Source organism: Providencia sp. PROV272 (assembly GCF_049901975.1).
GTDB lineage: Bacteria > Pseudomonadota > Gammaproteobacteria > Enterobacterales > Enterobacteriaceae > Providencia > Providencia stuartii.
The window spans coordinates 1021496-1047481 of record NZ_CP096291.1; the positions used below are offsets into that span (position 1 = coordinate 1021496).

General features: G+C 41.8%; 23 protein-coding genes. 9 read left to right on the forward strand and 14 right to left on the reverse strand.

The window, feature by feature from the left end:
• Nucleotides 1–125: 125 nt before the first annotated feature.
• The 3 genes from M1E93_RS04555 to M1E93_RS04565 all read left to right on the forward strand — a co-directional run bounded on the left by M1E93_RS04555 (nt 126) and on the right by M1E93_RS04565 (nt 3972).
• Nucleotides 126–2426: a TonB-dependent hemoglobin/transferrin/lactoferrin family receptor gene (locus M1E93_RS04555; protein WP_426207146.1), complete on the forward strand. Its 2301-nt coding sequence runs from the start codon at nt 126–128 to the stop codon at nt 2424–2426.
• A 77-nt stretch (nt 2427–2503) separates the two neighbouring features.
• Entirely contained in the window at nt 2504–3034 is a 531-nt protein-coding gene (locus M1E93_RS04560) for an RNA polymerase sigma factor (protein WP_426207147.1), read from the forward strand.
• Nucleotides 3035–3060: 26 nt separating this feature from the next.
• Nucleotides 3061–3972, forward strand: coding sequence for a glycerophosphodiester phosphodiesterase family protein (locus M1E93_RS04565; RefSeq protein ID WP_036941530.1), 912 nt, complete (start codon nt 3061–3063; stop codon nt 3970–3972).
• Between the two features lie 128 nt (nt 3973–4100).
• Here the strand turns inward: M1E93_RS04565 and nqrM are convergent, their stop codons facing one another.
• The 8 genes from nqrM to M1E93_RS04605 form a co-directional block, all read right to left on the reverse strand.
• Nucleotides 4101–4328, reverse strand: coding sequence for a (Na+)-NQR maturation NqrM (gene nqrM / locus M1E93_RS04570; RefSeq protein ID WP_004923200.1), 228 nt, complete (start codon nt 4326–4328; stop codon nt 4101–4103).
• Between the two features lie 16 nt (nt 4329–4344).
• Entirely contained in the window at nt 4345–5376 is a 1032-nt protein-coding gene (locus M1E93_RS04575) for an FAD:protein FMN transferase (RefSeq protein ID WP_426207148.1), read from the reverse strand.
• Nucleotides 5377–5567: 191 nt separating this feature from the next.
• Nucleotides 5568–6794: an NADH:ubiquinone reductase (Na(+)-transporting) subunit F gene (gene nqrF, locus M1E93_RS04580; RefSeq protein ID WP_426207149.1), complete on the reverse strand. Its 1227-nt coding sequence runs from the start codon at nt 6792–6794 to the stop codon at nt 5568–5570.
• 15 nt (nt 6795–6809) lie between these two features.
• Nucleotides 6810–7406: an NADH:ubiquinone reductase (Na(+)-transporting) subunit E gene (gene nqrE, locus M1E93_RS04585; RefSeq protein WP_004923207.1), complete on the reverse strand. Its 597-nt coding sequence runs from the start codon at nt 7404–7406 to the stop codon at nt 6810–6812.
• A gap of 4 nt (nt 7407–7410) precedes the next feature.
• On the reverse strand, nt 7411–8040 hold the full coding sequence (locus tag M1E93_RS04590; RefSeq protein ID WP_004923209.1) for an NADH:ubiquinone reductase (Na(+)-transporting) subunit D: 630 nt from the start codon (nt 8038–8040) through the stop codon (nt 7411–7413).
• Nucleotides 8033–8827, reverse strand: coding sequence for a Na(+)-translocating NADH-quinone reductase subunit C (locus tag M1E93_RS04595; protein ID WP_004923212.1), 795 nt, complete (start codon nt 8825–8827; stop codon nt 8033–8035). The genes M1E93_RS04590 and M1E93_RS04595 overlap by 8 nt, the downstream gene beginning before the upstream one ends.
• Nucleotides 8820–10058 (reverse strand): NADH:ubiquinone reductase (Na(+)-transporting) subunit B, encoded by a 1239-nt coding sequence (locus M1E93_RS04600; protein ID WP_004923214.1) that lies wholly within the window; start codon nt 10056–10058, stop codon nt 8820–8822. Before M1E93_RS04600 ends, M1E93_RS04595 begins: the two co-directional genes overlap by 8 nt.
• Before the next feature lie 4 nt (nt 10059–10062).
• Nucleotides 10063–11406, reverse strand: coding sequence for a Na(+)-translocating NADH-quinone reductase subunit A (locus M1E93_RS04605; protein WP_004923217.1), 1344 nt, complete (start codon nt 11404–11406; stop codon nt 10063–10065).
• A gap of 415 nt (nt 11407–11821) precedes the next feature.
• Between M1E93_RS04605 and M1E93_RS04610 the strand changes: the two genes are divergently transcribed.
• Nucleotides 11822–12559, forward strand: coding sequence for a L,D-transpeptidase family protein (locus tag M1E93_RS04610; RefSeq protein ID WP_014656669.1), 738 nt, complete (start codon nt 11822–11824; stop codon nt 12557–12559).
• On the opposite strand, the gene M1E93_RS04615 is transcribed toward M1E93_RS04610, so the two are convergent.
• Both M1E93_RS04615 and lpcA read right to left on the reverse strand, forming a co-directional pair.
• Nucleotides 12515–13297 carry a class II glutamine amidotransferase gene (locus M1E93_RS04615; RefSeq protein ID WP_426207150.1) on the reverse strand — a complete coding sequence of 261 codons (783 nt, stop codon included), beginning with the start codon at nt 13295–13297 and terminating at the stop codon, nt 12515–12517. The two genes, M1E93_RS04610 and M1E93_RS04615, sit on opposite strands and share 45 nt — an antisense overlap.
• Before the next feature lie 26 nt (nt 13298–13323).
• Nucleotides 13324–13902, reverse strand: coding sequence for a D-sedoheptulose 7-phosphate isomerase (gene lpcA, locus M1E93_RS04620; protein WP_014656671.1), 579 nt, complete (start codon nt 13900–13902; stop codon nt 13324–13326).
• Nucleotides 13903–14251: 349 nt separating this feature from the next.
• On the opposite strand from lpcA, the gene fadE reads away from it, so the two are divergent.
• Nucleotides 14252–16711: an acyl-CoA dehydrogenase FadE gene (gene fadE, locus M1E93_RS04625; protein WP_040132885.1), complete on the forward strand. Its 2460-nt coding sequence runs from the start codon at nt 14252–14254 to the stop codon at nt 16709–16711.
• 420 nt (nt 16712–17131) lie between these two features.
• On the opposite strand, the gene M1E93_RS04630 is transcribed toward fadE, so the two are convergent.
• Nucleotides 17132–17596: a RidA family protein gene (locus M1E93_RS04630; protein ID WP_004923225.1), complete on the reverse strand. Its 465-nt coding sequence runs from the start codon at nt 17594–17596 to the stop codon at nt 17132–17134.
• Between the two features lie 1319 nt (nt 17597–18915).
• The gene (lysA, locus tag M1E93_RS04635) at nt 18916–20175 is read right to left on the reverse strand and encodes a diaminopimelate decarboxylase (protein WP_004923229.1); all 1260 of its coding nucleotides are present in this window, start codon (nt 20173–20175) and stop codon (nt 18916–18918) included.
• Between the two features lie 115 nt (nt 20176–20290).
• Here lysA and M1E93_RS04640 point away from each other — a divergent pair, with 115 nt between their 5' ends.
• Entirely contained in the window at nt 20291–21226 is a 936-nt protein-coding gene (locus M1E93_RS04640) for a LysR family transcriptional regulator (protein ID WP_004923231.1), read from the forward strand.
• Here M1E93_RS04640 and M1E93_RS04645 read toward each other — a convergent pair.
• The gene (locus M1E93_RS04645; RefSeq protein ID WP_426207151.1) at nt 21200–22120 is read right to left on the reverse strand and encodes a LysR family transcriptional regulator; all 921 of its coding nucleotides are present in this window, start codon (nt 22118–22120) and stop codon (nt 21200–21202) included. The genes M1E93_RS04640 and M1E93_RS04645 overlap by 27 nt on opposite strands.
• Before the next feature lie 124 nt (nt 22121–22244).
• On the opposite strand from M1E93_RS04645, the gene M1E93_RS04650 reads away from it, so the two are divergent.
• Nucleotides 22245–23117, forward strand: coding sequence for an MBL fold metallo-hydrolase (locus M1E93_RS04650; RefSeq protein WP_426207152.1), 873 nt, complete (start codon nt 22245–22247; stop codon nt 23115–23117).
• A 69-nt stretch (nt 23118–23186) separates the two neighbouring features.
• Nucleotides 23187–23831 (forward strand): DsbA family protein, encoded by a 645-nt coding sequence (locus M1E93_RS04655; RefSeq protein WP_004923238.1) that lies wholly within the window; start codon nt 23187–23189, stop codon nt 23829–23831.
• 4 nt (nt 23832–23835) lie between these two features.
• Here M1E93_RS04655 and M1E93_RS04660 read toward each other — a convergent pair whose 3' ends face one another.
• The gene (locus tag M1E93_RS04660) at nt 23836–24675 is read right to left on the reverse strand and encodes a prepilin peptidase (protein ID WP_306463490.1); all 840 of its coding nucleotides are present in this window, start codon (nt 24673–24675) and stop codon (nt 23836–23838) included.
• 286 nt (nt 24676–24961) lie between these two features.
• On the opposite strand from M1E93_RS04660, the gene M1E93_RS04665 reads away from it, so the two are divergent.
• Complete coding sequence (locus M1E93_RS04665) at nt 24962–25909, forward strand: IS30 family transposase (RefSeq protein WP_140035165.1); 948 nt, start codon at nt 24962–24964, stop codon at nt 25907–25909.
• Nucleotides 25910–25986: the final 77 nt, after the last annotated feature.

The following is a 25986-nucleotide window of genomic DNA, read 5'->3' on the forward strand; positions in this document are numbered from 1 at the left end:
GACTGTGCAATTATTCCTCAAGCAAGCAACATAGATGAAAATAATTATTATTTTTATTACCCGAAAAACCACCTCAAAACGACTCATTAAAGATGTTTATAGAATGGTTAATTAGTAGGAAAATAATGAATAAAAATTATATTTCATGGTTTAAAATCAATAACTCTACACATCTCTTTTTATCAACATTTAATCACCTTTCTCTGGCTGGATTACTTGTTGTTACCTCCTCTGCATTTGGGCAAAGTGCATCGGAAGAGGTTAAACAGACAAAACAACAAGATGATGTCGTGCAATTCCCCGCGCTCTCTGTTGTTGGTAATTTAAATTCCAGTGTCGGTGCCGGTAGCTCTGTATTAAAACTGAAGGATATTGAGCGTACTCAAGCTAATAACCTTGCAGAATTAGTTGATCAGCTACCGGGGGTCTCCTCATCAGGTTCACCTCGCCCCGGTGGACAAACCCTAAATATTTGGGGCATGGGCGATGTGGAAGATGTCAAAGTGACCCTTGATGATGCCCCTAAAGGATTTGAAAAATATCGCCAAGGCTCTGTGTTTATCGAGCCTGAGCTGATTAAACGCATTGACGTTGATAAAGGACCACATAATATTATGGATGGTAATGGTGGTTTCGGCGGAACCGTTAAAATTACCACCAAAGATCCCGCAGACTTACTACTTGCCGATCAACATTTTGGCGCTATGTTCAAATATAGCTATCACACTAATGATCGCCAAAATATTTACAGTTCAGCACTATATGGTAAAACATTAAATGGCGTTGCAGATGGTTTGCTGTATATCAGTAAACGAAAAGGGGATGATTTACGCCGCCCCGATGGCACTCGATTTGGCTTTTCGCAAGCTGACCAACTCTCTTATTTACTGAAAACCAACCTTTATCTCAATGATGAACACACGCTCAGTCTATCGGTAATGCGCTCCGAATCAGATAACTTAGTTCCTTGGGCAGCCAAACGAGATGAGTTAGCAACACCAACGCAAAAAGAGATTGAGCAATATGGTTTTGACGGTGCGATAAAACGCAAATTGGTCCAACGGGATCAACAAGATCAAAACTATAGTGTGAAATGGAATTATATCCCTGAAAATAGTGATTGGATCAACCTAACGACAACTTATGCTTGGTCTAAGAGTCAACAGCATGATACCCGACCAGAAAATGCTTCAAAATACTTAACCTCCAGCTTAGGGAATAAAAGTTGGGTTGACTATACCGATCAGCTATTTGATATCCATAATGAAAGTCTATTTGATACTGGTCGTTTAGAACATCAACTTACTATAGGTGCTCGTTGGCATAAAAATGATCGCGGTATTTTGATGTTTGATGCGGGAAAAGCGAAAAACCCTAAATATAACTATGGTTATTATCAGCCACAATTTATGCCAGCAGGTGTTCAAGAAACCACTAGTGTATATCTCCAAGATGCGATTAGTTGGCACACACTCACTGTCACACCGGGCTTACGTTATGACTATGTGCAGAACAAAGGTAAAGGAAACTTAGCCGCAACCTATATGGAGCAAGACCCGCTAATTGGTCATGACTACCGTTCTGTCACTTATAGTGGTATTTCACCTCACTTAGGCATTCTTTGGAAAACGACACCGAATCTCACTTTATTCGGGGATGTTAGCCGCACATGGCGTGCACCTGTTATTGATGAACAATATGAGGTGCAATTTGCCAATAGTAGTTTAACCGGAAGTAGTCGAAACTTGGGTAAGGAGCGCATGGATGGGGTACGTTTAGGCGCAATACTCGACTTTGATCAAGTCATACAGGCCAATGATCAGCTGCAAATACGAACTACGCTTTTTCGTAACAGAGGAAAAGATGAGATATTCCGCCGCCGTGGTGAATACTGTGAAGCCAAGAAAAATGGTACTGGCGATTGTGGTCGCCCCTTATCCAATTACCGTAACTTACCCGGTTACACCATTGAGGGCTTAGAAATTGAGCTATTTTATGATAGCCCGAATGTATTCGGTAAAATGGCCTACTCCGCCATCAAGGGGGAACGTGATGCTTCCCCTCGAGACCCTTGGTTTGGGCAAAAAACATGGATTGGTGAGATCCCACCAGATACCTTACATGTTATGTTGGGGTATAAACTCCCTCAATGGAATGCCAACTTTGGTCTCACCGGTGACTTTGTTGGTCATCAAGTCCGCTCTCCCGCAGATAGAGATCCTAAAGCCGATTCATGGGGATACCCAAAGTCGAAAGGCTATGCACTCTATGGCGCATTTGCGCAATGGCAACCTGAATTTATTCCAGATACCAATATTAGAGTGACCGCGACTAACCTCTTTGACCGTGACTACTATCCCTACTTAGGGGAGTCTGTCTCAGGCGTTGGTCGTGATGTTCGCTTAAGTATCACCAAGTACTTCTAAGCAATCGATGGGCTCTCATCTCTGAGAGTCCATAATTGACAATAAAATAAAAATGATAATAATAATTATTTTTATTTATGACAACACACACTCCCTCTATAGAAAATAGCGACTTGGCAGAAGAAAGCCAACTTTTGCAACAGCACGCCCCTAGCCTATTTCGCTATATTCTTGCGCGCACACCTGATAGCGATATCGCAAACGAAATTTTACAGGATGTCTTTGTTCATACGATTGAAACATATCGCTGCCAAACTTTGCAATTTCCGAGAGCCTTTATGTACACACTGGCACAACGCAACATCGCCAATTTTTATCGTCGGCAACGCATCGAAGCGGAATATCAACGTTTGCTGGTGGAGCCTGAGCCAGAGTGGAATTTAGAAACTCAGTTAGTAGTCGAAGAGCAATTGCAATTACTGTCTGAGCAACTTGCCAAACTACCTGAAAATATGGAACAAGCTTATTTACTCGCGCAATTTGAAGGGATGACTTACCAACAAATTGCAACTCAGTTAAAAGTTAGTCCTAATTCAATCAAGTACTACTTACAAGTAGCAAAAAAAGTATTACAAAAAGAGCTCACTGAAACGTATTTAACTCATTGAGATAACTATTATTATAGGTAATAAATATGACAAAAACAGCAATGCCATCTATTAAAAAAGGGGTGGCTATCAGTTTATTGTTTCTTGCCAGCTACAGTGCAGCCGCTCAATCACCACAAATTGTTGCCCATAGAGCAGGAACGGCAGATGCGCCAGAAAATACGCTTTATGCAATTGAACTGGCTAAAAAAAATAGCGCCGATATTATTTGGCTAACCGTCCAACTCTCTAAAGATAATCAACTTGTTCTATATCGGCCAAGCCAGTTAGAGGCATTAACCGATAAAAAAGGGGTTATTTCTGATTACTCCGCTCAACAACTCACAACGTTCAATGCCGCCCATCAATTTAATAAAAAAGCTCATCTTCAATTACCGTTACAGCAAACCACGATCCCAACACTTGGATCCATTCTTAAAAAATATCCAGATACTGCGTTTTATATTGATTTAAAATCACCTGACGCCGATCCAGATACTCAAGCAGAAGCGGTGTACTCCCTGCTCGAAAAAAATAATGCTTTTAAAAATACTCGGTTTTATTCAACCAATGATGCATTTGTAAAAGCTCTAACCAAGCGCTCCGATAAAATTAATACCTTTGAAAGCCGTGATGAAACACGCACTATCTTAGCGAATAGCGCGATGAATCATCATTGTTCAGTCAGCAGTGATGCACAATCTAAATCGCGTTGGTATGGCTTTGAATTACACCGTAAAGTCGAGGTTGTAGAGAAATATACGTTAGGAGAGGCTCGCTCACCTGCAACGTTGTCATGGGATAAAGAAGCCATTGATTGCTTTAGAAAAAATGGTCAGGCCTACATTGTTCTATTTGGTGTCAATAGTGCGGCAGATTATCAATTAGCTAAAGAAATTGGTGCGGATGCCGTGATGGTTGATTCCCCTAAAACTTTTAAAAGCGAAATCATTAAGTAAATTTTAGCTGGCTTTATCTAATCGGTTTTACGTTAAAGCTATCTGTCTTAATTAGACCGCCAAATAAAAAATAAGCCTTAACTGTGAATGTTCGCAGTTAAGGCTGTCATCATACTAATATCGACTATTTAAATAATGCGGTGTTTTTCAAGTGCCTTTTGGCGAGCCTCTTCCCGTGCCATACGTTTTTTACGGGCATCGCAAGGTTCAGGGCAATCACAGACTTTTTCAACACCAATACTGCTTAACCCACCACAGCTACCTTGAATACTTTTGCGCTTAATAATATACCCTAGTGACATACCGAGAAATGCCAGTAGGAATAGGACGAAAGCTGCAATAAAAACATTTAGCATTCTTACATCCTCCTAATTACTGCTTTTTCTGTAAAAATGGCTTGAATGCCTTAGTATAACGCTCTTCAAAGCCTTTTTCTGTCTTAATGATCATAAACACAGGAATATCGAGCTTTTCAGCTAAGGCAAAACCTTCAACAGGCCCTAATACATTAAGCCCAGTCGATAGCCCATCAGCACTCATGCAAGTTGGTGCCAGTACCGTAATCGAAACGAGGTTATGTTTAATTGGCATCCCTGTTTTCGGGTCGATGGTATGAGAGAAGCGCACACCGTCTTGTTCAAAATAGTTGCGATAATCACCAGAGGTAGCTATAGACATATCACCAGGTTCAATCACTTCCTGAGCCGTTTGGTTTACGCCATCGGTTTGTGGTTTTTCAATCGCAATCCGCCAAGGTGCACCTTTACCATTTTTCCCTTTTGTACGTACTTCACCACCAATATCAACCATATAATTATTGATATTAATTGACTCCAAGTATTCAGCCACAACATCAACGCCATAGCCTTTTGCTATCGAAGAAAGGTCAACGTACAATTCAGGGATAGTTTTAATTAAGTTATTGCCCTGCACAGACAGCTTTTCTATACCAACCCATGCACGACGTTTCTCCAATTCACTATCTGTTGGTGCTTTGGTTACTCGCCCTTCTGGCCCAAAGCCCCATAAATTGACTAACGGCCCTACCGTGACATCTAATGCACCATTAGTTAATTCATTAATGCGTATGGCTTCTTTAACAACTTTCGCTGTTGCTGCTGAAACAGGAAAAGGAACATTAACCTCTTTAAATTGGTTGAAGCGACTTAATTCCGAGTCTGGACGATAAGTTGACATCTGATCATTCACTTCTTCTAAGCGCTTATCTATCTCAGCTTGGATAGATTCACTGCTTGGCGATGAAGATTCAGCAACATATTTAATGGAATAGTAGGTTCCCATTGTCTGACCCTGAAGGTTTGCCTGTTCAGGCCCACCGCAGGCAGCCAACAATAGTGTCGCTGCAAATAGCAGCACTGGGGTAATCACTTTTCTGTTCAGCATAATTTTCTCTGCTTCAATAATAAGCGCCCACACAAGTGGGCGCTATACTCGCCATACTTCAAGTTTCAACATTATTGATGGCATTCATTCACACGAGTCACAAAGCTGTTTAAATTCCTAGTCACTCATTGGCCTGCCGTCTCGCTGTACCTCGAATTATTTAAAGTATATACAAACAACTCTAGGGTTACTTAACCACCGAAATCATCCAACAAGATATTTTCATCTTCTACACCAAGATCTTTAAGCATCTTGATAACCGCAGCGTTCATCACTGGTGGCCCACACATGTAGAATTCACAATCTTCTGGTGCTGGGTGATCTTTCAGGTAGTTTTCATACAATACATTATGAATAAACCCGGTATAACCATCCCAATTATCTTCCGGCAATGCGTCAGAAAGTGCAACATTCCAAGTAAAGTTTTCGTTTTCAGCCGCTAATTGATCAAAGTCTTCTGTATAAAACATTTCGCGCTTAGAACGAGCACCATACCAGAAGCTGATCTTACGTTTCGAATTTAGACGTCTTAACTGATCAAAAATATGTGAACGCATTGGTGCCATCCCCGCACCACCACCAATAAAGATCATCTCTGCATCGGTTTCTTTAGCGAAGAATTCACCAAATGGCCCAGAAATTGTCACTTTATCACCCGGTTTTAGCGACCAAATATAAGATGACATGATGCCCGGTGGAACATCCGGATTACGTGGTGGCGGTGTAGCAATACGCACGTTCAACATGATGATCCCGTGTTCTTCTGGGTAGTTAGCCATTGAATAAGCACGAACTGTGGGTTCTTTTACCTCAGAAACATAGCGGAACAAATTAAATTTATCCCAATCCTCACGGTACTCTTCTGGAACATCAAAATCTTCATATTTCACTACGTGTGGTGGACATTCTATCTGAATGTAACCACCTGCACGGAATGGTACGACTTCACCTTCAGGAATTTTCAGTTTCAGTTCTTTAATGAAAGTTGCTTTGTTATCATTAGAAATAACTTCGCATTCCCATTTTTTCACTCCAAAAATTTCTTCTGGTAACTCAATTTTTAAGTCTTGTTTAACGTTCACCTGACAAGCTAAACGGCAACCATCTTTCGCTTCACGTTTATTAATGTGAGAAAGCTCTGTTGGCAGGATATCCCCACCACCTTCTTTGATTTTCACGCGGCATTGACCACAGGAGCCACCACCACCACAAGCAGATGAAACGAAAATCCCTTGGTTAGATAACATACCTAACAGCTTGTCACCTGCGGGAGCTTCAAAGCTCTTATCAGGGTCGCCGTTAACTTCAACTTTGATGTTCCCTGTATTGACTAACTTGGATTTAGCAAACAGGATCAGACCTGTTAGCACGAAGACAATCAGGGTAAACATCACTACGCCTAGAATAATAATATCCATGAATTCTTCTCGCCTTTATAGCTGCACACCGGAGAAGGACATAAAGCCCAGTGCCATCAAACCGGTGGTGACAAAGGTAATACCTAAGCCTTTCAGACCCGCCGGAACATCTGAATATTTCATCTTTTCACGAATCGATGCTAACAGCACAATTGCTAACATCCAGCCGATACCTGAGCCGAATCCATAAACGATAGATTCGCTAAAGTTGTAATCGCGCTGAGCCATGAAAGAGACGCCACCAAAGATTGCACAGTTAACGGTAATCAACGGCAGGAAGATACCCAATGCGTTATAAAGTGACGGGAAATAACGATCTAAAATCATTTCCAGAATTTGCACCAGTGCTGCAATAACCCCGATAAAGGTAATAAAGTTAAGGAAAGATAAATCGACCCCCTCAACTAATGCACCATCACGCAGTACTAGGTTGTACACAAGGTTGTTGGCAGGTACAGAAATACCTAACACCACGGTAACAGCAATACCTAAACCGAAAGCTGTCTTAACATTCTTCGATACCGCCAAAAATGTACACATACCGAGGAAGAATGCCAATGCCATGTTTTCAATGAACACAGCTTTTACGAACAGACTAATATAATGTTCCATTGACTTAATCCTTCTCTACCTGAGCTGGTTTCAAGGTACGTAATCCCCAAATCAGCATACCAATGATAAAGAATGCACTAGGCGCTAACAGGAACAAACCATTAGGCATATACCAACCACCATTTTGCAATGATTCCATAACGGTAATACCAAACAATTTGCCAGAGCCGAACAGCTCGCGTAGGAAACCAACGAGGATCAGAATGACACCATAACCAAGGCCATTACCAATACCGTCCATAAAGCTTTCTACCGGTGGCGCTTTCATGGCATAGGCTTCTGCACGACCCATAACAATACAGTTTGTAATGATAAGGCCGACGAACACCGACAGCTGCTTAGATATCTCATAAGCATAGGCACGCAAAATTTGGTCAACAACGATAACCAAAGAAGCAATAATTGCCATCTGAACAATAATCCGCACACTGCTTGGAATGTAGTTGCGAATTAATGAGATAAAAAAGTTAGAGAACGCGGTAACCAAAGTTACTGCGATGGTCATGACAACAGCCGTTTCCAGCTTAGTCGTTACTGCCAGTGCAGAACACACCCCGAGGATCTGTAACGCAATTGGGTTGTTATCAAACAAAGGCCCAAGTAGGACGCGTTTTACTTCTTTAGAATCAGCCATTATTCAGCGCTCCTTCACGAACTTTTTTCAGGAACGGACCAAAACCGTTATCACCTAACCAAAAATCAAACATATGCTGAATGCCGTTTGATGTTAGCGTTGCACCTGAAAGGCCATCGATACCATAAGGACTATCCGTAGAGCCACTACGGACAATTTTTATTGCCGGTACCCCCTGCTCATTGAACAGTTTTTTACCCGGCCATTGCGCCTTCCATTGTGGATTATCGACTTCACCACCAAGACCTGGCGTTTCACCATGCGAATAATATGTGATACCACGAGAAGTCACGCCATCCACATCTACCGCAACGAAGGCATACATCACCGACCATAGTCCTGACCCATAAACAGGCAGAATAATTTGTGAAATTTTGCCTTGTTCATCTTTCACAAGATAGATTTCAGCCGTATTTGCACGACGGCGAATTTTGGCGATATCTTCTTCAGGTGAAAGTGCAATGCTGGTTTCATCGCTACGTAATTCACTATTGAGGTCAAAGCGACTCTTGCTATCAGAAAGCTCATTAGTTTGGAAGTTCAACAGCTTAGGTTCAATACGGTCACTGTAAACTTTTTGCACTTCTTCCGCTGTCATTTTAGGTTGCAATAGACCTGCAACACTCAAAATATTACGTTGCGTATCTAATAAAATTTGTTCTTGCTGCTTAGATTTTAATCCTACAGCAGAACCGGCTACGACGATAGAACAGACTAGACATAGAATAAAAACGACTATGAACGTTCTTCCGACGCTATCTTTATTGGTTGTTTTTTCATTAGCCACGGGCTTTTCTCCGTTTAATATTTGCTTGAACGACCAGATAGTCAAACAGAGGAGCAAACAAGTTGGCGAACAGGATTGCTAGCATCATGCCTTCCGGATATGCCGGGTTTGCAACACGAATAAGCACACACATTACACCGATCAAAATACCGTAGGCCCATTTGCCTTTATCTGTAAACGAGGCCGAAACTGGGTCCGTCGCCATAAAGATCATCCCGAATGCAAAACCACCTAAAACCATGTGCCAGTACCATGGCATTGCAAACAATGGATTCGTCTCTGACCCGATAAAGTTAAACAGGTAAGACATGGCAATCATCCCAAGCATAACGCCAGCAACGATGCGCCATGATGCAATACGGAAGAAGATAATGAAGGCACCACCAATGAAAATCATCAATGTGGAAACTTCACCGATAGAGCCAGGCATATTCCCTAGGAATGCTTGCATCCAAGAGATTGGCTCACCAGATACCGTATTCATTAACGCGCGCTCACCGCCAGCAGCCCATTGAGAAAGTGGGGTTGCACCAGAGAAGCCATCCGCCGCTGTCCAAACAAGATCACCCGAAATTTGTGCAGGGTAAGCGAAGAACAAGAAAGCACGGCCTGCAAGTGCAGGGTTTAAGAAGTTGCGCCCTGTTCCACCAAAAATTTCTTTAGCGATGACCACACCAAATGTAATACCGAGCGCCGCCTGCCATAATGGGATAGTTGGCGGCACAATCAGGGCAAATAGGATGGACGATATAAAGAAACCTTCGTTGATTTCATGACCGCGGATCAGAGAAAACAGAATTTCCCAAAAACCACCGACTGCAAAAACAACCGCATAGATAGGTAGAAAATAGACTGCACCAAGCAGCATTTTACTACCCCAGCCCGCATCAGGTGTTAATGATGCCCCCAAGAATTGAGCTAAGCGATAGTGCCAATCACTCGCTAAAACTTGCTGTAGCTCAGCCCCACTGTATAAGTGGTAAAGTGCAGGAATGGCTTGGTTACCAACGTTATACATCCCCCAGAACATCGCAGGAAATACAGATAACCAAACCAAGATCATCATGCGTTTCAGGTCTATTGTGTCACGAACGTGAGAACGACCTTTAGTCACCGTACCTGGCGTATAGAAGACTGTCGTAACAGCTTCAAACAATGGATAGAGTTTTTCTAACTTTCCACCAGGCTCAAAATGATGCTCATGCTTTTCAAATAAATTTTTCAAACCCATGGAATTACCCTTCTAGCTCAATCTTGGTCAGTACATCACGAAGTACAGGGCCATATTCATATTTAGCCGGGCATACATAAGTACACAGTCCCAGATCTTCTTCATCCAACTCTAGACACCCCAACTCCTGAGATGAATCCGTATCTCCAGAAAGGAGGTCTCGTAGCAGGTGAGTTATCATAATATCGAGAGGCATTACACGTTCATAATTACCAATTGGCACCATTGAGCGCTCACCACCATTCATGGTTGTGGTGAAGTTGAAGCGTTTGCCTTTCAAGAAATGGCCAACCGTTGTACGTGTAATGGTGAATTTATTAAAGCCCGGCCAAATCCAGCCGAAAAGCTCTCTTTCACGCCCTTCACGTAATACTGAAACCTGATTATGGAAACGCCCTAAATAGTGATGTGTATCATCACAAGGTACGCCCCACAGTACAGAGCCAGAAATAATGCGGTTATCTCCCTCTTTGAGCTGACCTTTTGTTAACTCATAGAGATCCGCACCAAGACGAGTTTTAACTAAACGTGGTTTCTCAACTTGAGGCCCCGCAAGGGCAATCACGCGATCAGTATATAGATAGCCTGTTGTGAATAACTTACCAATCGCAATGACATCTTGATAATTAAGGTGCCATACTTTTTTATTGAGGCTCACAGGCTCAAGAAAATGAATATGAGTACCGACTAAGCCTGCGGGATGAGGGCCTGCAAATTCGCTATAGCTCACTTGTGGGTGATTATCAGATTTCGCTAAATCCCCCGCGCCATGGCAAACATGCACTTTACCTTCGGTTAAATGGCTAATAATGGTTAAACCATCATTAAAAGCTTGTTGTTGTGAACGAATAATCACAAGTGGGTCAGCAGCAAGTGGGTTGGTATCCATCGCCGTTACAAAAATCGCGGCGGGTGAGGAACCCAGTGCCGGTGAGCGGCTAAATGGACGCGTTCGCAATGCTGTCCATAAACCTGATTTAACCAAGTTTTCTTCGACTTGTTCACGAGTCAATCCTGCAAGCTCTTCACGCTTATAAGCAGCAAAGGCCTCTTGCTCGTCACCATCAATTTCGATAACAACGGATTGGAGTACACGACGCTCACCACGATGAATAGCAATAATTTTACCGCAGGCTGGGCTAGTGAATAAGACACCAGGGTTCTTTTTATCTTCAAAAAGAACCTGCCCTTTTTTAACGTGCTCACCTTCTTTAACCAGCATAGAAGGACGCATTCCGACATATTCTTCACCTAGCAATGCTACGTGTTGAATTTTCGGGCCGTCTTCTATTACTTGGGCTGGCTCACCTGCAATAGGAAGGTTGAGTCCTTTTTTAATTTTAATCATAAGATCTGCACAAGTTTCTAAGTTAACCCTAAGCTAATGATCCTGACATAGACCATAGCGACTCAGTAAATAAAAACAGCTCAAGTTACTCACATAACTCAAGCAAATAATTCTCTTGATATCGTGAAGCTATTCTCTTTCTGCCGCTCGTAATTTTATCAGTTCCCCCGACTTCTGTCCGGATATTCAAGTGACTTAGCTCAAGCAAATTACAATAAATTTTCAACTTTCTTTATAATTATTCGTAAAAAACGAGCATTTACATCATATTTATCGAACGCTGTGCGATTTTCACACAATATCTATTCCGTACGAAACTATTAATAGGCTATATCAAATTACTTTTAGCTCATTTAAAATAGCGCCATAATGTCTTTTTTTTAGGCAAAAATACTCATTTAAATTTGGTTTAAGTATGAATAAAAATATCCTTATTAGCTTTATTTTCAACCTGTTTTTTCTGCAAATTACGGTTGCTGAAGCGAATAACCATTCATTTTTGCTTAATAGTAAAACAACTAACCAGCAAAATTCCGCGATCTTTATTCAGATATTTAAGCAAGAAGGCGTCTTGGAGCTATATCAAAAAGCGCCGAACGGAAAATATAACTTATCTAAAACTTATCCAATTTGTAAGTTTTCGGGCGGGCTAGGCCCTAAAAAGCGCGAAGGTGATCTAAAAAGCCCTGAAGGCTTTTATCAAATAACCGCCTCCCAACTAAATCCAAACAGTCGGTATTACCGATCTATTAATTTAGGTTTTCCTAATGAATATGACCGAGCACAGGGCTATGAAGGTAACTACTTGATGATACATGGCGACTGTGTTTCTGTTGGTTGCTATGCGATGACAGATAAATACATGAGTGAAATCTACCAAACTGTTGAAAGTGCTTTTAAAAGTGGACAAAGCACGATTGATGTCAGTATTTACCCGTTTCGAATGACAAAAGAAAATATGTTGATCCACAGAAACTCCAGCCATTACGCTTTCTGGCAGCAACTAAAACCGGCTTATGATTACTTTCAGGATGTAGGCAAGCCCGCACAAATCTCTGTAACATCAGGAAAGTATGCTGTGAATAGCTTGCCAGAAAGGTCGGATACTTTATTGAGACTTCGATCGCAATATACGTTGGCCGAGGTGAAATAGCACGAAACTACCCGGTTCAATTTTGTGCCAATTTTCATTACCTGTTAGCGGCTGCGTGGCAATCACTGAAACAATATCGGTTGGTGTTGTGCAACTTTGAAAATCGATCTCAATATCCTGATCGAGTAATTTCGCCTTACCGAATGGAGCTTTACGAGTGATCCAATAAAGATTGGTTGAACAAAATGCCATTACGTAACGCCCATCTGATAGCAGCATATTAAATACGCCTTTACGACGTAACTGCTCAGCCAGCACCGCAATAAAACGGAAAACAGCGGGCCAATTCGAGGGGGTTTTCGGATATTTCGCTGCAAGTTGGCTCAAAATCCAGCAAAATGCTTTTTCGCTGTCTGTTTCACCTATCGGTCGATAATGCCCTGTATTTAGTGAGCGATACCCTTTTAATTGCCCGTTATGTGCATAGGTCCAATTACGTCCCCACAATTCACGCGTAAAAGGATGCGTGTTTGCTAGTGTGACATCACCTCGATTCGCTTGGCGAATATGTGCTATCACCGTTTCCGATTTGATTGGATACTCCTGCACAAAGCGTGCCACTGGGGATAAAAAGCTAGGTTGAGGATCTTTAAAAGTGCGACACCCCAGCCCTTCATAAAACGTGATCCCCCAACCATCTTTATGTGGGCCAGTTTGCCCCCCACGGGATATCAGTCCACTTAGGCTGAAGTTAATATCTGTTGGCACATTTGCACTCATGCCAAGTAATTCGCACATTACAAGACCCTCTATAGTTTAAGAAACTACTTTACCATTTCTTTTTCAATCAGCTGGATCAGGATATGAATCACTTTAATATGGATTTCCTGAATACGATCCGCATAACCAAAATGAGGTACACGAATTTCAATATCTGCGCTACCCGCCATTTTGCCGCCGTCTTTCCCAGTCAGCGTAATCACTTTCATGCCCTTTTCACGCGCAGCACTAATAGCTTTGATAATGTTGCCTGAGTTGCCAGAAGTCGAAATGCCCAGAAGAACATCCCCTTCTTTACCTACAGCCTCAATAAAGCGAGAAAACACATATTCATAGCCAAAGTCATTACTGACACAAGATAAGTGGCTAACATCAGAAATGGCAATAGCAGGATAGCCTGGGCGATTTTCACGGTAACGCCCTGTCAGTTCTTCAGCAAAGTGCATGGCATCACAGTGGGAGCCACCATTACCACACGAAAGCACTTTTCCTCCGGCTTTAAAGGAATCTGCCAGTAACACCGCCGCTTGCTCAATAGCCTGAATATTTGCATCATCACTAAGGAATTTTGCCAACGTATCGGCCGCTTCTGATAATTCACCACGGATCAGGTCTTGATACATGAGATTTCCCCTTAAATTTAACGAGTTTTGTGCCATGATAAACGGCATCAAGATAGGTAATTAATCTTTACTACTCAGATTGTTACACAGGGTACATTTTCTTTCTACATCTGATTACGCTTGATTTATGCATTTAGGGCTAATCAATGCGTTTTGCCTCTTTTTCTCCCTTTTCGCCTACTTCATCTATCTCACAAATTTTTTTATGAAACAATCACCAAACATTATTTGGTGATTTTGTGAGCCAAGTTGTAATTAAGATGTAAATGTCTTGCTAATTGTTTATTACTGGATATAGATTAAGAGAAACAACAGGTCAGACCTCTTACAAGTAGACAGGAGTTTCCCTATGACCCTACTCAGCATAATTCTATTTCTCGCATTAATCGGTATTCTCTGTTACCACAAGACTTCGTTAACATTGAGTACCGTTCTGTTACTTGCCTATACCGCCGTTATGGGGGTACTTGATGTATGGAGTTACTGGATGTTACTGCCAGTAGCTCTTGTGTTATTCCCTTTTGTTTTCACTCCCGTGCGTCAATCACTGGTTTCAGTGCGTGCACTGAAAATGTTCCAAAAAGTCATGCCTCCCATGTCTCGTACAGAGAAAGAAGCCATTGATGCAGGAACAACATGGTGGGAAGGTGACCTTTTCCGTGGCGCACCGGATTGGAATAAATTACATAATTACCCAAAACCACAGCTGACGGCTGAAGAACAAGCCTTCATTGATGGCCCTGTAGAAACGGTTTGTGGCATGGTGAATGATTTTGCAGTAAGCCATGAATTGTCCGATCTCCCCCCAGAAGTTTGGCAATATTTACGTGAGCACCGCTTCTTCGCCATGATCATCAAAAAAGAGTATGGTGGCCTTGAGTTCTCTGCCTATGCGCAATCCCAAGTTTTACAAAAATTGGCGGGTGTCTCCGGTATCTTAGCTATCACCGTTGGTGTTCCTAACTCATTGGGGCCAGGTGAGTTGCTGCAACATTATGGTACTGATGAACAGAAAAAACGTTACCTCCCTGGCTTAGCGACAGGTGAAGAGATCCCTTGTTTTGCGCTTACTAGCCCAGAAGCTGGCTCTGACGCCGGTGCTATCCCTGATACTGGCGTTGTCTGTATGGGTGAATGGCAAGGAGAGCAAGTGTTAGGTATGCGTTTAAATTGGAACAAACGCTATATCACTCTTGCCCCCATCGCGACAGTTCTTGGGTTGGCTTTCAAATTATCGGATCCCGATCGTTTATTGGGTGGTGAAACACAGTTAGGGATCACCTGTGCGTTAATCCCCACTAATACCCCAGGCGTCGAAATAGGCCATCGTCACTTCCCACTGAATATTCCATTTATGAATGGACCAACGCGCGGAAAAGACATCTTTGTTCCTATCGACTACATTATCGGTGGCCCTAAAATGGCAGGCCAAGGCTGGCGTATGCTTGTGGAGTGTTTATCTGTAGGTCGTGGAATTACTCTGCCATCTAACTCGACAGGTAGCTTAAAGAGCATTGCAATGGCGACAGGAGCCTACGCTTATATTCGTCGCCAATTTAAATTGCCTATTGGTAAGATGGAAGGGATTGAAGAGCCGCTCGCTCGTATCGCAGGTAATGCCTATTTGATGGATGCTGCTGCTACATTGATTACCTCTGGTATCATGTTAGGTGAAAAACCTGCCGTGCTATCTGCTATCGTTAAATACCACTGTACTCACCGTGGGCAACATTCAGTCATCGATGCCATGGATATTACGGGTGGTAAAGGCATTTGTCTTGGCCCATCTAACTTTGTTGGTCGAGCTTACCAAGGTGCGCCAATCGCCATTACCGTTGAAGGTGCCAACATCTTAACCCGTAGCATGATCATCTTTGGCCAAGGGGCTATTCGTTGCCATCCTTATGTGCTGGAAGAGATGGCGGCAGCACAAGACAATAATCTGCACAAATTTGATAAAGCGGTATTTGGTCATATTGGACATGTTATTAGCAACCAAGTCCGTAGTTTCTGGTTGGGATTAACCAATGGTCGAGGAAGTAGCGCGCCAACAAAAGATGAAACACGTCGTTACTATCAAATGTTAAATCGCCAAAGTGCTAACCTTGCCTTACTTGCCGATATCTCCATGGCTGTTTTAGGTGGTAGCTTAAAACGTCGTGAGCGTATCTCTGCACGCTTAGGCGATATTCTCAGCCACTTATATTTAGCAACCGCAACACTTAAGCGTTATGAAGATGAAGGTCGTCAAAAAGCGGATTTACCACTGGTAAAATGGGCTGTAGAAGATTGTCTGTATCAATCTGAGAAGGCTATGGATGATTTATTGAAAAACTTCCCAAATAGAATGGTTGCAGGTTTAATGCGCATTACCTTGTTCCCGACTGGTCGTGCTATGTCTGCCCCTTCTGATCGCCTAGACCACAAGCTAGCACAACTGTTAATGGAGCCATCTGAAACTCGTGACAGGATCGGTCGTGGGCAATATCTGACACCAACAGAGCATAACCCGCATGGTTTAGTGAATCAGGCACTGTATGACATCATCGCTGCAGAGCCAATTTTTGAGCGCATCTGCCGTCTGAAAGAGCGCAAGTTTAGCTTCACTCGCTTAGATAAATTGGCAGAGCAGATGTTGCCTGAAAATATTATCACACAAGAAGAAGCTGATATTTTACGTAAAGCAGAGGCAAGCCGTCTACGCACCATCAATGTTGATGAATTTGAGTTTGATGCTCTAGGCGTACACAGTGAAAAAAACCCTCGCGAGGAAAATGAAAAGCAAGCTAAGAAAAAGCAAGCCGCTTAATTAGCTGCCTACATTGTCAGCGCCATAAAGCCCCAAGCATATTGGGGCTTTATTTTTTGCATGGAAACTGGCTCATAAAAGGAAACTGAATATTTATTAAAAAGTCATAAGGTAGAGGATGGTGTGTCTTTTTATACAATAATTATTTTGTTAGTGGAGCAATCACGCTCGCTACCCATTCCTGCTATAAGGCCCGTTTGTATGGGCATTTCACTGTTCGACACCACTCCCCTTCAAACAACAGATGCTATGTGACTATTGCCTTTAGGTCGAAATACTAAGAAGTTTGGTTAGCAGATAATTACAGCGGCGTTTTTATTTAGCGCTAAAATACAAAACTCCCGATAAATATTACCGAGAGTTTTATCATCAAAAGGCGGTCAGCCTATATTAAGGCTGGAAATTGATTGCTAAAACGGCTTATTTTTTAACCGCAGTAACTTCAATTTCAACCAACCATTCAGGGTGAACCAGAGCCTTCACTTCCATTGCTGATCTAGCTGGTGTCAGAGGCTGAGCTTTAGTACCGAAGAATTGAGTATAACCTTTCATAAAGCCGTCAAAGTCCATTTTTCCTGTTTCTGGTGTTGCAACAAGGAAAACTTGCATTTTAACAACGTCACCTAATCCTAGGCCTTGTTTTTCCAATGCAGACTTAATTGAGTTAAGTACATTGACGGTTTGTTCTTCTGTGTTTTTACCGAATGAACCATCAGCTTGTTTTGATGGAACAACACCGCTGAAATAATAGGTTTTCATATTCGCAGGTACTTCAACTACGCTCGAGATTGGGAAGTCAGGTACTGCGGTACGAACGATTGAAGAATTATCAGCCATCGCTACGCTGCTGGCTAATAGTGCTGAAATTAGTAATGCTTTTTTCATATTCAGTTCCCTATTTTATGATATTGCTTTTTATAAAATCTAGAAATGACCTCTAGTGAAGATGCCATTACACCTTCTCATCAGTCATTCATATAAGAAGCCACTTTGCCCATAATAAAAATGGTCATCAAAGCAGCATAACATTTATGTGTTTATCTCTTACTATTTCAGTTCAAAAGATATCCACTAAGTGCTTAAGAGATATTATCCCTTACTGCAATATTTATGTTGTCAAATTTACCTTTAATTTGGCGATATATTTACCAGACATAAACTATGGTTTTTTTAGCCTATATTCAGACGCTACCGGAGTAAATTCAGCGCCATTAACCTATTTTAGTACCACATCCTTTCCATGACTTAACAATGTCATGAAGGTGATGAATAAGCTAAATACGAAATGAGTCAGTTTGTCAGAGACTCTCCCGCTAAAATTACACCAACGTATTTGCTGCGCCACAGATTAATGCTCGTCCTCAAAGATATCGTCTAGTTTAAGGGTATTTAACAAAACGCGTTTTTCTTCATTGTTGAATTCATTATCTATGATAATTAATATCAGCAACTTTAGACAGCCATTCACTTATCTAATCATTAAATCAGCAAAAAACTCTCTAAAACACTGAAGGTTACCATTCGTCCATTCAGTAAATGAATGGTGAGCATTAAAGTGCATCTGAACGAATGGATCAAGGGTAATATTCAATTCTTTACAATAATGACGGCTAATTTTATGGTAATCTAGAATTCACTAAGTGAAGTCATCTACACTATCCAGAATTTATAATATTTTAAAATAACAACTTATTTTTTCAACCCATAAACCGCAGTCTGAATGTAAAAGTAATAACTTTAATCCGCCTACCTGAAAGCGCCCTAATAATAGAAACTCAAAAGATAGATACCAATATCCCTACAGGTTAATTGGACATACGTCTACTTTGGATAAAAAACAATCTATTGGTTTACTCTAAAATAGGGAAACCTACTGCTCTCGATAAAAATAGTTAAGCTCACGATACAAAAGTAATATTTATCATTATTCAATAGACTGGCCGTTTTTTATTTATAGGTGGCCTTATTTCAATATAAACAAATAATTTTAGTTATAAGTTCAAGCAATAATAAATTAACCTTAGTTATTACAATGAATATATGTTTATTTTTTCAACATATAAACTTATTTTTTATCGCTTAATTTCTGAGATAGGATGAGTTAAAAACCGAAAGAAAATAGGTCAGGAATAGTATTTTAATAAATGAATTTTAATATTAGTTGGTCACGATACTGCTTTAAAAAGCAGTATCGTCAAAAAAGATTAAAGCTCTAATGCCAATAATTCTTCAATCGTTTGGCGACGGCGGATAAGTTTTGGCGTACCCTCAATTAATAACACTTCAGGTAACAGAGGGCGGCTATTGTAGTTTGATGACATCGACGCCCCATAAGCACCAGTATCATGGAAGACCAAATAATCCCCTACTTGCACATCAGGCAGTAAACGGGTCTCGACCATTCCTCCTTCTTGCTGGGTAAACACATCCCCCGATTCACACAAAGGCCCCGCGACAATAGTCTCTTTTAAAGGTACATTTTCTAATGAGCGCCCCTCAGCAGGTAATACAGAGATATGGTGATAACTCCCATACATTGCAGGACGCATCAGATCATTAAATCCACTATCGACCAACACATAGTGGCGGCTTCCCATCGTTTTAACCGCTCTCACTTCCGCGAGCAATACCCCCGATTCAGCAACCAAATAGCGACCCGGTTCAATTTCCAGTTCAATAGAATGACCTAAATGACGCTCAATTCGTTGGCGAGCAGTGTTCCAAAGGCTGTAATAGTGCTGAATATCGATAACTTCATCTTGTTCTCGATAAGGTGTCGATAACCCACCACCGGCTGAAATCGCCTGAATATCCGCATTTGACGAGATCACTTGTTCAACCATTGCATCACAGACATTTGCTAAGTGTTGATAATCGACCCCAGAGCCAATATGCATATGTAGCCCAACCAATGACAGATTATAACGGCGAATTTGTTCCAGTGCTTTTGGTAGGTCTTGATACCAAATACCGTGTTTACTGTTTTCACCACCTGTATTGGTTTTTTGTGAATGGCCATGACCAAAACCAGGGTTAATACGCAACCACACAGGATGACCCGATTTTTGCTCACCAATCTGGCTTAACATATCAATAGATCCAGCATTCACCGGAATATCTAACTCAGTCACCCGTGCCAAAGTGGCTCTATCCAGTACATCAGCAGTAAAAACAATTTCTGAGTTTTCACGACCAGCCTGAAAACCAGCCACAAGCGCACGCTCTATTTCACCTAGCGAAACAGAATCAACCTTGACTCCCTGCTCACGCATTAAGCGCAAAATATGAATATTTGAGCAAGCTTTTTGAGCAAAACGCACGGTATCAAAGGGTTTGAGCTGATTTATTCGTTCAATAATCACTGAGCTGTCGTACACCCAAACAGGGGTGCCAAACTGTTCAGGTAACGTCGATAAGTATTCGGGCGTTAAATATTGGCTAGTAGTGGTGGCAAATGAGGTCATGTTTTTCTCGCACGTAAATTTTTCTTATATTGTCCTATTATTCAGAGAAAGTTCGGGAAAAAAAATATCCATTTTGCTAAAGTCTATTCATTTTTGATATAGAAAGAAAAACATCATGCAAACTCTCTCTTGGCGACATATTGAAATCTTTCGGGCGGTAATGACGACGCCGAATCTAACAGAAGCAGCGTTACTGCTAAATACCTCACAGCCGACCATTAGTCGAGAGCTTGCTCGCCTTGAACATCTGCTACAGTTCAAATTATTTGATCGCGTTAAAGGCCGATTGCGCCCGACAGCACAGGGATTGCGCTTTTTTGAGGAGGTTGAGCGCTCTTATTATGGTTTAGAGCGGATAAAAAACTCAGTACAAACCATCCGCCGTTTTGATAATGCACAGATCTCCATCATATGCTTACCCGCCTTCGCCCAATCATTACTACCACAAGTGTGCCAAACATTTATGGCTGATTATCCTGACGTCAATCTGACAGTGATCCCTCAAGAATCACCAATCCTCGAAGAGTGGCTATCGGCTCAACGTTATGATTTTGGTCTAACCGAACACTTACAAACGCCACCAGGCACAGAACAACTCACATTAGGCTCGCTGAATGAGGTTTGTGTCTTACCGGCGGGTCATCCCCTTGAGCATAAACCCGTTTTAACACCGATTGATTTTCAGCAACAAAACTTCATTAGCCTGTCACTAACAGACAGCTATCGGCAGATTATCGATACCATTTTTGCCCAACATCAAATTGAGCGAAAAATGGTGATGGAGACGCATTCAGCATCGTCTATCTGCGCAATGGCGTTAAAAGGCATCGGTATTTCAATCGTCAACCCTATCACCGCTTTGGATTTCCACCAGCAATCAGCAGGTAAGCTGATCATTCGCCCATTGAGTTTTTCGATTCCTTTTACGGTGAGTTTAATTAAGCCGATTCACCGGCCATCATCACAACTATTAGATATTTTTACCCAATACTTACGGGCTTCATTTGCCAAAACTGAGCAGGATTTAAGTAGCGCGTTGCTGCATCAGTGACTGCCAATATTCTGAAGTTGTAAACCAGTTACCTAAAAAATCCAGTACAGCTCTTAATGTTGTCGGCATATTTTGGCGACTGGCATACACTGCATAAATTCCCAATGGCTGCGGCACATAGTCGGGTAATAACTGGAGCAGCTCCCCTGATTCTAAGTATTTTTTGACCGATAAATAAGGCTGCATAGCAATACCTGCACCATTTAATGCCGCTTGAGCCAAAAATACAGATTCATCGGCACTGAGTCGCCCTCCTACTAATACGGAAAAAGGCTCCCCATCTTTTTCAAAACGCCATAAACTGCGCCCAAAAAAATTGTAGGTCAAACATTCCAGTGGCGCTAAATCCTCCGGCTTAGTCGGTATTTTTTTATCTTTGAAAAAAGATGGCGCTGCACAAATCACAGAGTGGCACGTTGAAAGCGGCTTGGCTATCAAACTCGGCTCTAATTGATTCGTAATACGGATAGCCAAATCAATCCTATCTTCAATCAGATTCACCGCCTTATTTGTAATACTTAAATCAATCGCCATATTCGGGTAGTGTTGTAAAAACTCGGTTATTGCGACAGAAAGCGCTTGGCTGGCAATCGACTGAGCACAACTAATACGCACTAGCCCCGTCAATTGAGTCGCATCATGTTGCTGTTGTACAGGCAGAGTTAAAGAGAGTGCATTTAACTTTAGCGCTTGTTGATAAACCCCTTCTCCTGCCGATGTCAAACTCAGCCGCCTTGTCGTACGGTTTAATAAACGTACCCCAACCCACTGTTCCATTTCAGCAAGATATCGGGTCACCATCGCTCGTGACATATCGAGTTTATCTGCGGCAGCACTCATACTGCCATGCTCAACAATACTAATAAAAACCTGTACCGCCGTTAATCTATCCATCTATTTGACCGATTTGTGCAACAAAGATTTGCTAATTATGGCGTTTTTCTCATCATTATTGCAATTTAATATACACCCAACTTAACGAGGTTTTTAAAATATGGCTAACAATTAGGAGTTAATGATGAAACAACATGCTATCGACGCCGCCACTTTACTTGCAATGAGCGCTACATTTGCCCATGCAGCAGAGCTTAAATTAGATATCTATAATCCAGGAAATAACAGTGTATTTCCCGTTTCCTCTGAAATTATCAGCGGTGATAAAGAAGTTGTGCTGATCGATGCACAGTTTCAAAAAAATGATGCACAGGCCTTAGTGAAAAAGATAAAAGCGCTCAATAAAACCCTAACAACCATTTATATCAGCCATTCTGATCCCGATTATTATTTTGGATTAGATACGATCACGAAAGCATTTCCTAAAGCTAAGGTGATAGCGACGAAAGAAACCGTTGAAGCTATCAAAGCATCGAAAGATGGCAAGTTGGCATATTGGGGTGAAGTGCTTAAAAACGAAGCGCCAACAACACTTATCGTACCCGATGTGATACAAGGCAATAGTTTTACTGTCGATGGTGAAACTCTCTTTATTAAAGGAAGTGATGGTCCAGCTCCAGAGCGTACTTATGTTTGGGTTCCATCATTGAAAGCTGTCGTTGGGGGAGTCGTTGTCTCTGATAATATCCATGTTTGGATTGCAGATACTCAAACTCAATCATCGCGACAACACTGGCAACAAACTTTAGAAAGCATTCAAGCTTTACAACCTAAAACCGTTGTACCTGGGCACTTTACTGGCAAATCAAAAATGGATCTTAGCTCTGTTACCTTTACTCAAAATTACTTGAATACCTTTGAGGCCATGGCTGAACAAAGTAAAGATGCCAAAGAGCTTACGAGCAAAATGGAGAAGGCTTACCCTCATCTTGATGACAAATCGAGCTTAGAGCTAAGTGCCAAAGTCATTAAAGGCGAAATGCAGTGGCCACAATAAAATAATCTCAATTAGCCTATCCCTATAATGGATAGGCTAATTGAATCACTGAATAGTTAAGGAGCTATCATGAATAAAATCACCTTACATTACATTTATGACCCTTTATGTGGCTGGTGTTACGGTGCTTCACCATTGATTGAAATTGCCAATTCTCACCCTGACATTGTGTTAGAATTACATGGCGGAGGCATGCTGGCAGGCGCATCACGCCTTCATATGGATAATCAATTCCGTGAGCACATCAAACAATCCGATAAACGCATTGCCGCCATGACAGGGCAAATTTTTGGTGATGACTATTTAAAAATGCTGGATGAGCCAAATCTTGTTCTTGATTCAGCACCACCTTTACAAGCCATTCTTGCTTCTGAAAAGCAACAAAAAGCATTAGCGATGTTAAAAGCAGTTCAGCATGCTCATTACGTCTCTGGTCGTCATATCAGCAACCCAAATGTCTTATTAGCGATCGCACAAGAAATCGGGTTAGATAGCGAGCAATACCAGTTTGATTATGCCGAACAAGGAGGGAATAACCTTGAACACCATATTCACTATAGCCGCCAGCTACTGGCTCAATCCGGATCTTCCGGCTTCCCGACCTTACTCATAAAACAGCAGCATAAGTGGCTGCGCGTACCGTTACAAAACTATTTAGGTGATCCTCAAAAATGGCAACAATTTTTGGATTCACTAGTAGCAGCCAATCAATGATGCGCTACGACATCGCGCCATTGAACATCACTAAACACACCAATGGCGCAAATAACCAATAAGTTGCACTCAAAATGATAGCTGGGCCAAAGGGGATACGGGCGATAGCTTTGTGCCGATGACGTAAATAAATGGCCCAATAGTGAAGCCCGCCAATGCCCGCCGCTAACGCAAAAAACTGAGGTAAATTCATAAGCCCGAGCCAAGCTGCACATGCGGCAATCAGTTTAAAATCCCCTCGCCCCATTTGCGGGGATTGGCGGATCTTCTCCATAATTACCGTTAACAGCATGATGGAAAGGTAACTGGTGATCACCGCATAGATAGCCGAAACCACATTACCTTGCTCAGAGCACACTTGATACACTAACCCTACCCATAATAGTGGGTAAACAAGTATGTCTGGTAAATAGCCTATTTTCATATCAATAATAAATAGACAAACTATTAAATTGAAGAAAATACTAAATAAAATAACAATAATTAATTCATCATTTAATGAGAAATTAAATATTATTAAAGGAAAATAAATAAGTACCAGCCATTTATAACCTATCCTTATCCCATCTTTATTTAAATATTTTTTAGGAATATGTTGTAACATCAACTGTGAAATTTTCGCTGATATAACAATGATAAAAGCCATAAGTAATAGCCTATAGCCACATACATACCCCAAAAAACAGTATGAATTATCGATAGTTACATTTCCTGAACTTAAGTTGCCTCGGCATACTGTTAGCATTGGAAAAGTTGAAGTAATAAAATTATTAAGATCACTAAAAGATAAAAAAGAGAGATGATGGATAATTTTATGATAGATCCTTTCAATCGGTAATATCATATATTCTCCTTATTCCATTATGGAGTTATATACAAATATACCGTACCTCTATTTATTTCCCTACACAGTAATTCCGACACAATTTATCGTTTTAACCGCGATGATTTTTTGTCGTATTTGATAATATATTATCATTCATCACACCAATACCACACAGGCTAGACTACAAAAAAACCATAAACCGCGAATTCAGATAATAAGTGCAACGCTCGGTCATGTTAGATGGAAGGACGGTTAGCTACTGATAAGCTATCCTGCTCTTCCGACCAAAGATGAGCGAGTAAGTATGAAGTATCAGCAACTAACCGAAGGACAACGATACCAGATATCGATACTGCGTGAGGATAATTTATCCTGCCATGAGATAGGTATCCGTATCGGTGTAAGCAAGTCCACGGTCTCCCGTGAACTGAGGCGTAACACTTCAGATACTGGTTATAACCCACAACAGGCACACCAGAAGTGCTGTGATAGGCGGCTGTCATCTGCCAAAAGGACAATTCCTCAGCAGACCATAGATTTCGTGATATTTGCTCTGGAGTGGAAGTGGAGTCCTGAGCAAATAAGTGCAATTGGCAGCATTATTGGTCTTAGCGTCAGCCATGAATGGATTTACCAGTATATCTATGCGGATAAGCGTAGCGGTGGCGAGTTGTACAGGCATCTTAGGCAGGGCAAACGGCGATATCGTAAGGGCTACGGGCAGAAACGAGGGCGCATCCCTGATGCGGTATCCATTGAGCTACGGCCGTCAGTCGTCGATGACCGTAGCCGTCTGGGGGACTGGGAGGCCGATTTGGTGCAGGGTAAACAGGGCACTGGTGCTATCGTGACACTGGCAGAACGCAAAAGCCGTATTTACCTGACAAAAAAGGTGTTTTCAAAGGATGCGGTGGAAGTCAGTAAGGCCATTATCTCACTGCTGAGTGAGTATCAGGATGTATGTCACACAATAACGTTCGATAACGGTCTAGAGTTTAGTGAGCACAAGGCGATAGCAGAAGCACTGAACGCAGATACGTACTTTGCCCATCCGTATGCCTCGCATGAGCGTGGGCTGAACGAGAATACGAATGGGTTGTTAAGACAGTTTATCCCGAAAGGAACAGACCTGCGGACAGTGACAGAAGAAGACTTACAACGCTATCAGGGAGCGTTGAACAGCAGGCCACGCAAGTGTCTGGGGTTCAGACAACCTTCGGTGGTGTTTGCGGAGCTAAGAAAGGCGGCTTAGCGTTGCACTTCGGACTTGAATCCGCCATGAGGGTAATTGGGTATTAACTTCATACTGAACTTTATTTGAGATAAAAG

Bases quoted from the DNA above. Each gene is read 5' to 3' on its own strand.
- M1E93_RS04555 (WP_426207146.1), top strand. From the start codon at position 126: ATGAATAAAAATTATATTTCATGGTTTAAAATCAATAACTCTACACAT.
- M1E93_RS04560 (WP_426207147.1), top strand. From the start codon at position 2,504: ATGACAACACACACTCCCTCTATAGAAAATAGCGACTTGGCAGAAGAA.
- M1E93_RS04565 (WP_036941530.1), top strand. From the start codon at position 3,061: ATGACAAAAACAGCAATGCCATCTATTAAAAAAGGGGTGGCTATCAGT.
- nqrM (WP_004923200.1), bottom strand. From the start codon at position 4,328: ATGCTAAATGTTTTTATTGCAGCTTTCGTCCTATTCCTACTGGCATTT.
- M1E93_RS04575 (WP_426207148.1), bottom strand. From the start codon at position 5,376: ATGCTGAACAGAAAAGTGATTACCCCAGTGCTGCTATTTGCAGCGACA.
- nqrF (WP_426207149.1), bottom strand. From the start codon at position 6,794: ATGGATATTATTATTCTAGGCGTAGTGATGTTTACCCTGATTGTCTTC.
- nqrE (WP_004923207.1), bottom strand. From the start codon at position 7,406: ATGGAACATTATATTAGTCTGTTCGTAAAAGCTGTGTTCATTGAAAAC.
- M1E93_RS04590 (WP_004923209.1), bottom strand. From the start codon at position 8,040: ATGGCTGATTCTAAAGAAGTAAAACGCGTCCTACTTGGGCCTTTGTTT.
- M1E93_RS04600 (WP_004923214.1), bottom strand. From the start codon at position 10,058: ATGGGTTTGAAAAATTTATTTGAAAAGCATGAGCATCATTTTGAGCCT.
- M1E93_RS04605 (WP_004923217.1), bottom strand. From the start codon at position 11,406: ATGATTAAAATTAAAAAAGGACTCAACCTTCCTATTGCAGGTGAGCCA.
- M1E93_RS04610 (WP_014656669.1), top strand. From the start codon at position 11,822: ATGAATAAAAATATCCTTATTAGCTTTATTTTCAACCTGTTTTTTCTG.
- M1E93_RS04615 (WP_426207150.1), bottom strand. From the start codon at position 13,297: ATGTGCGAATTACTTGGCATGAGTGCAAATGTGCCAACAGATATTAAC.
- lpcA (WP_014656671.1), bottom strand. From the start codon at position 13,902: ATGTATCAAGACCTGATCCGTGGTGAATTATCAGAAGCGGCCGATACG.
- fadE (WP_040132885.1), top strand. From the start codon at position 14,252: ATGACCCTACTCAGCATAATTCTATTTCTCGCATTAATCGGTATTCTC.
- M1E93_RS04630 (WP_004923225.1), bottom strand. From the start codon at position 17,596: ATGAAAAAAGCATTACTAATTTCAGCACTATTAGCCAGCAGCGTAGCG.
- lysA (WP_004923229.1), bottom strand. From the start codon at position 20,175: ATGACCTCATTTGCCACCACTACTAGCCAATATTTAACGCCCGAATAC.
- M1E93_RS04640 (WP_004923231.1), top strand. From the start codon at position 20,291: ATGCAAACTCTCTCTTGGCGACATATTGAAATCTTTCGGGCGGTAATG.
- M1E93_RS04645 (WP_426207151.1), bottom strand. From the start codon at position 22,120: ATGGATAGATTAACGGCGGTACAGGTTTTTATTAGTATTGTTGAGCAT.
- M1E93_RS04650 (WP_426207152.1), top strand. From the start codon at position 22,245: ATGAAACAACATGCTATCGACGCCGCCACTTTACTTGCAATGAGCGCT.
- M1E93_RS04655 (WP_004923238.1), top strand. From the start codon at position 23,187: ATGAATAAAATCACCTTACATTACATTTATGACCCTTTATGTGGCTGG.
- M1E93_RS04660 (WP_306463490.1), bottom strand. From the start codon at position 24,675: ATGATATTACCGATTGAAAGGATCTATCATAAAATTATCCATCATCTC.
- M1E93_RS04665 (WP_140035165.1), top strand. From the start codon at position 24,962: ATGAAGTATCAGCAACTAACCGAAGGACAACGATACCAGATATCGATA.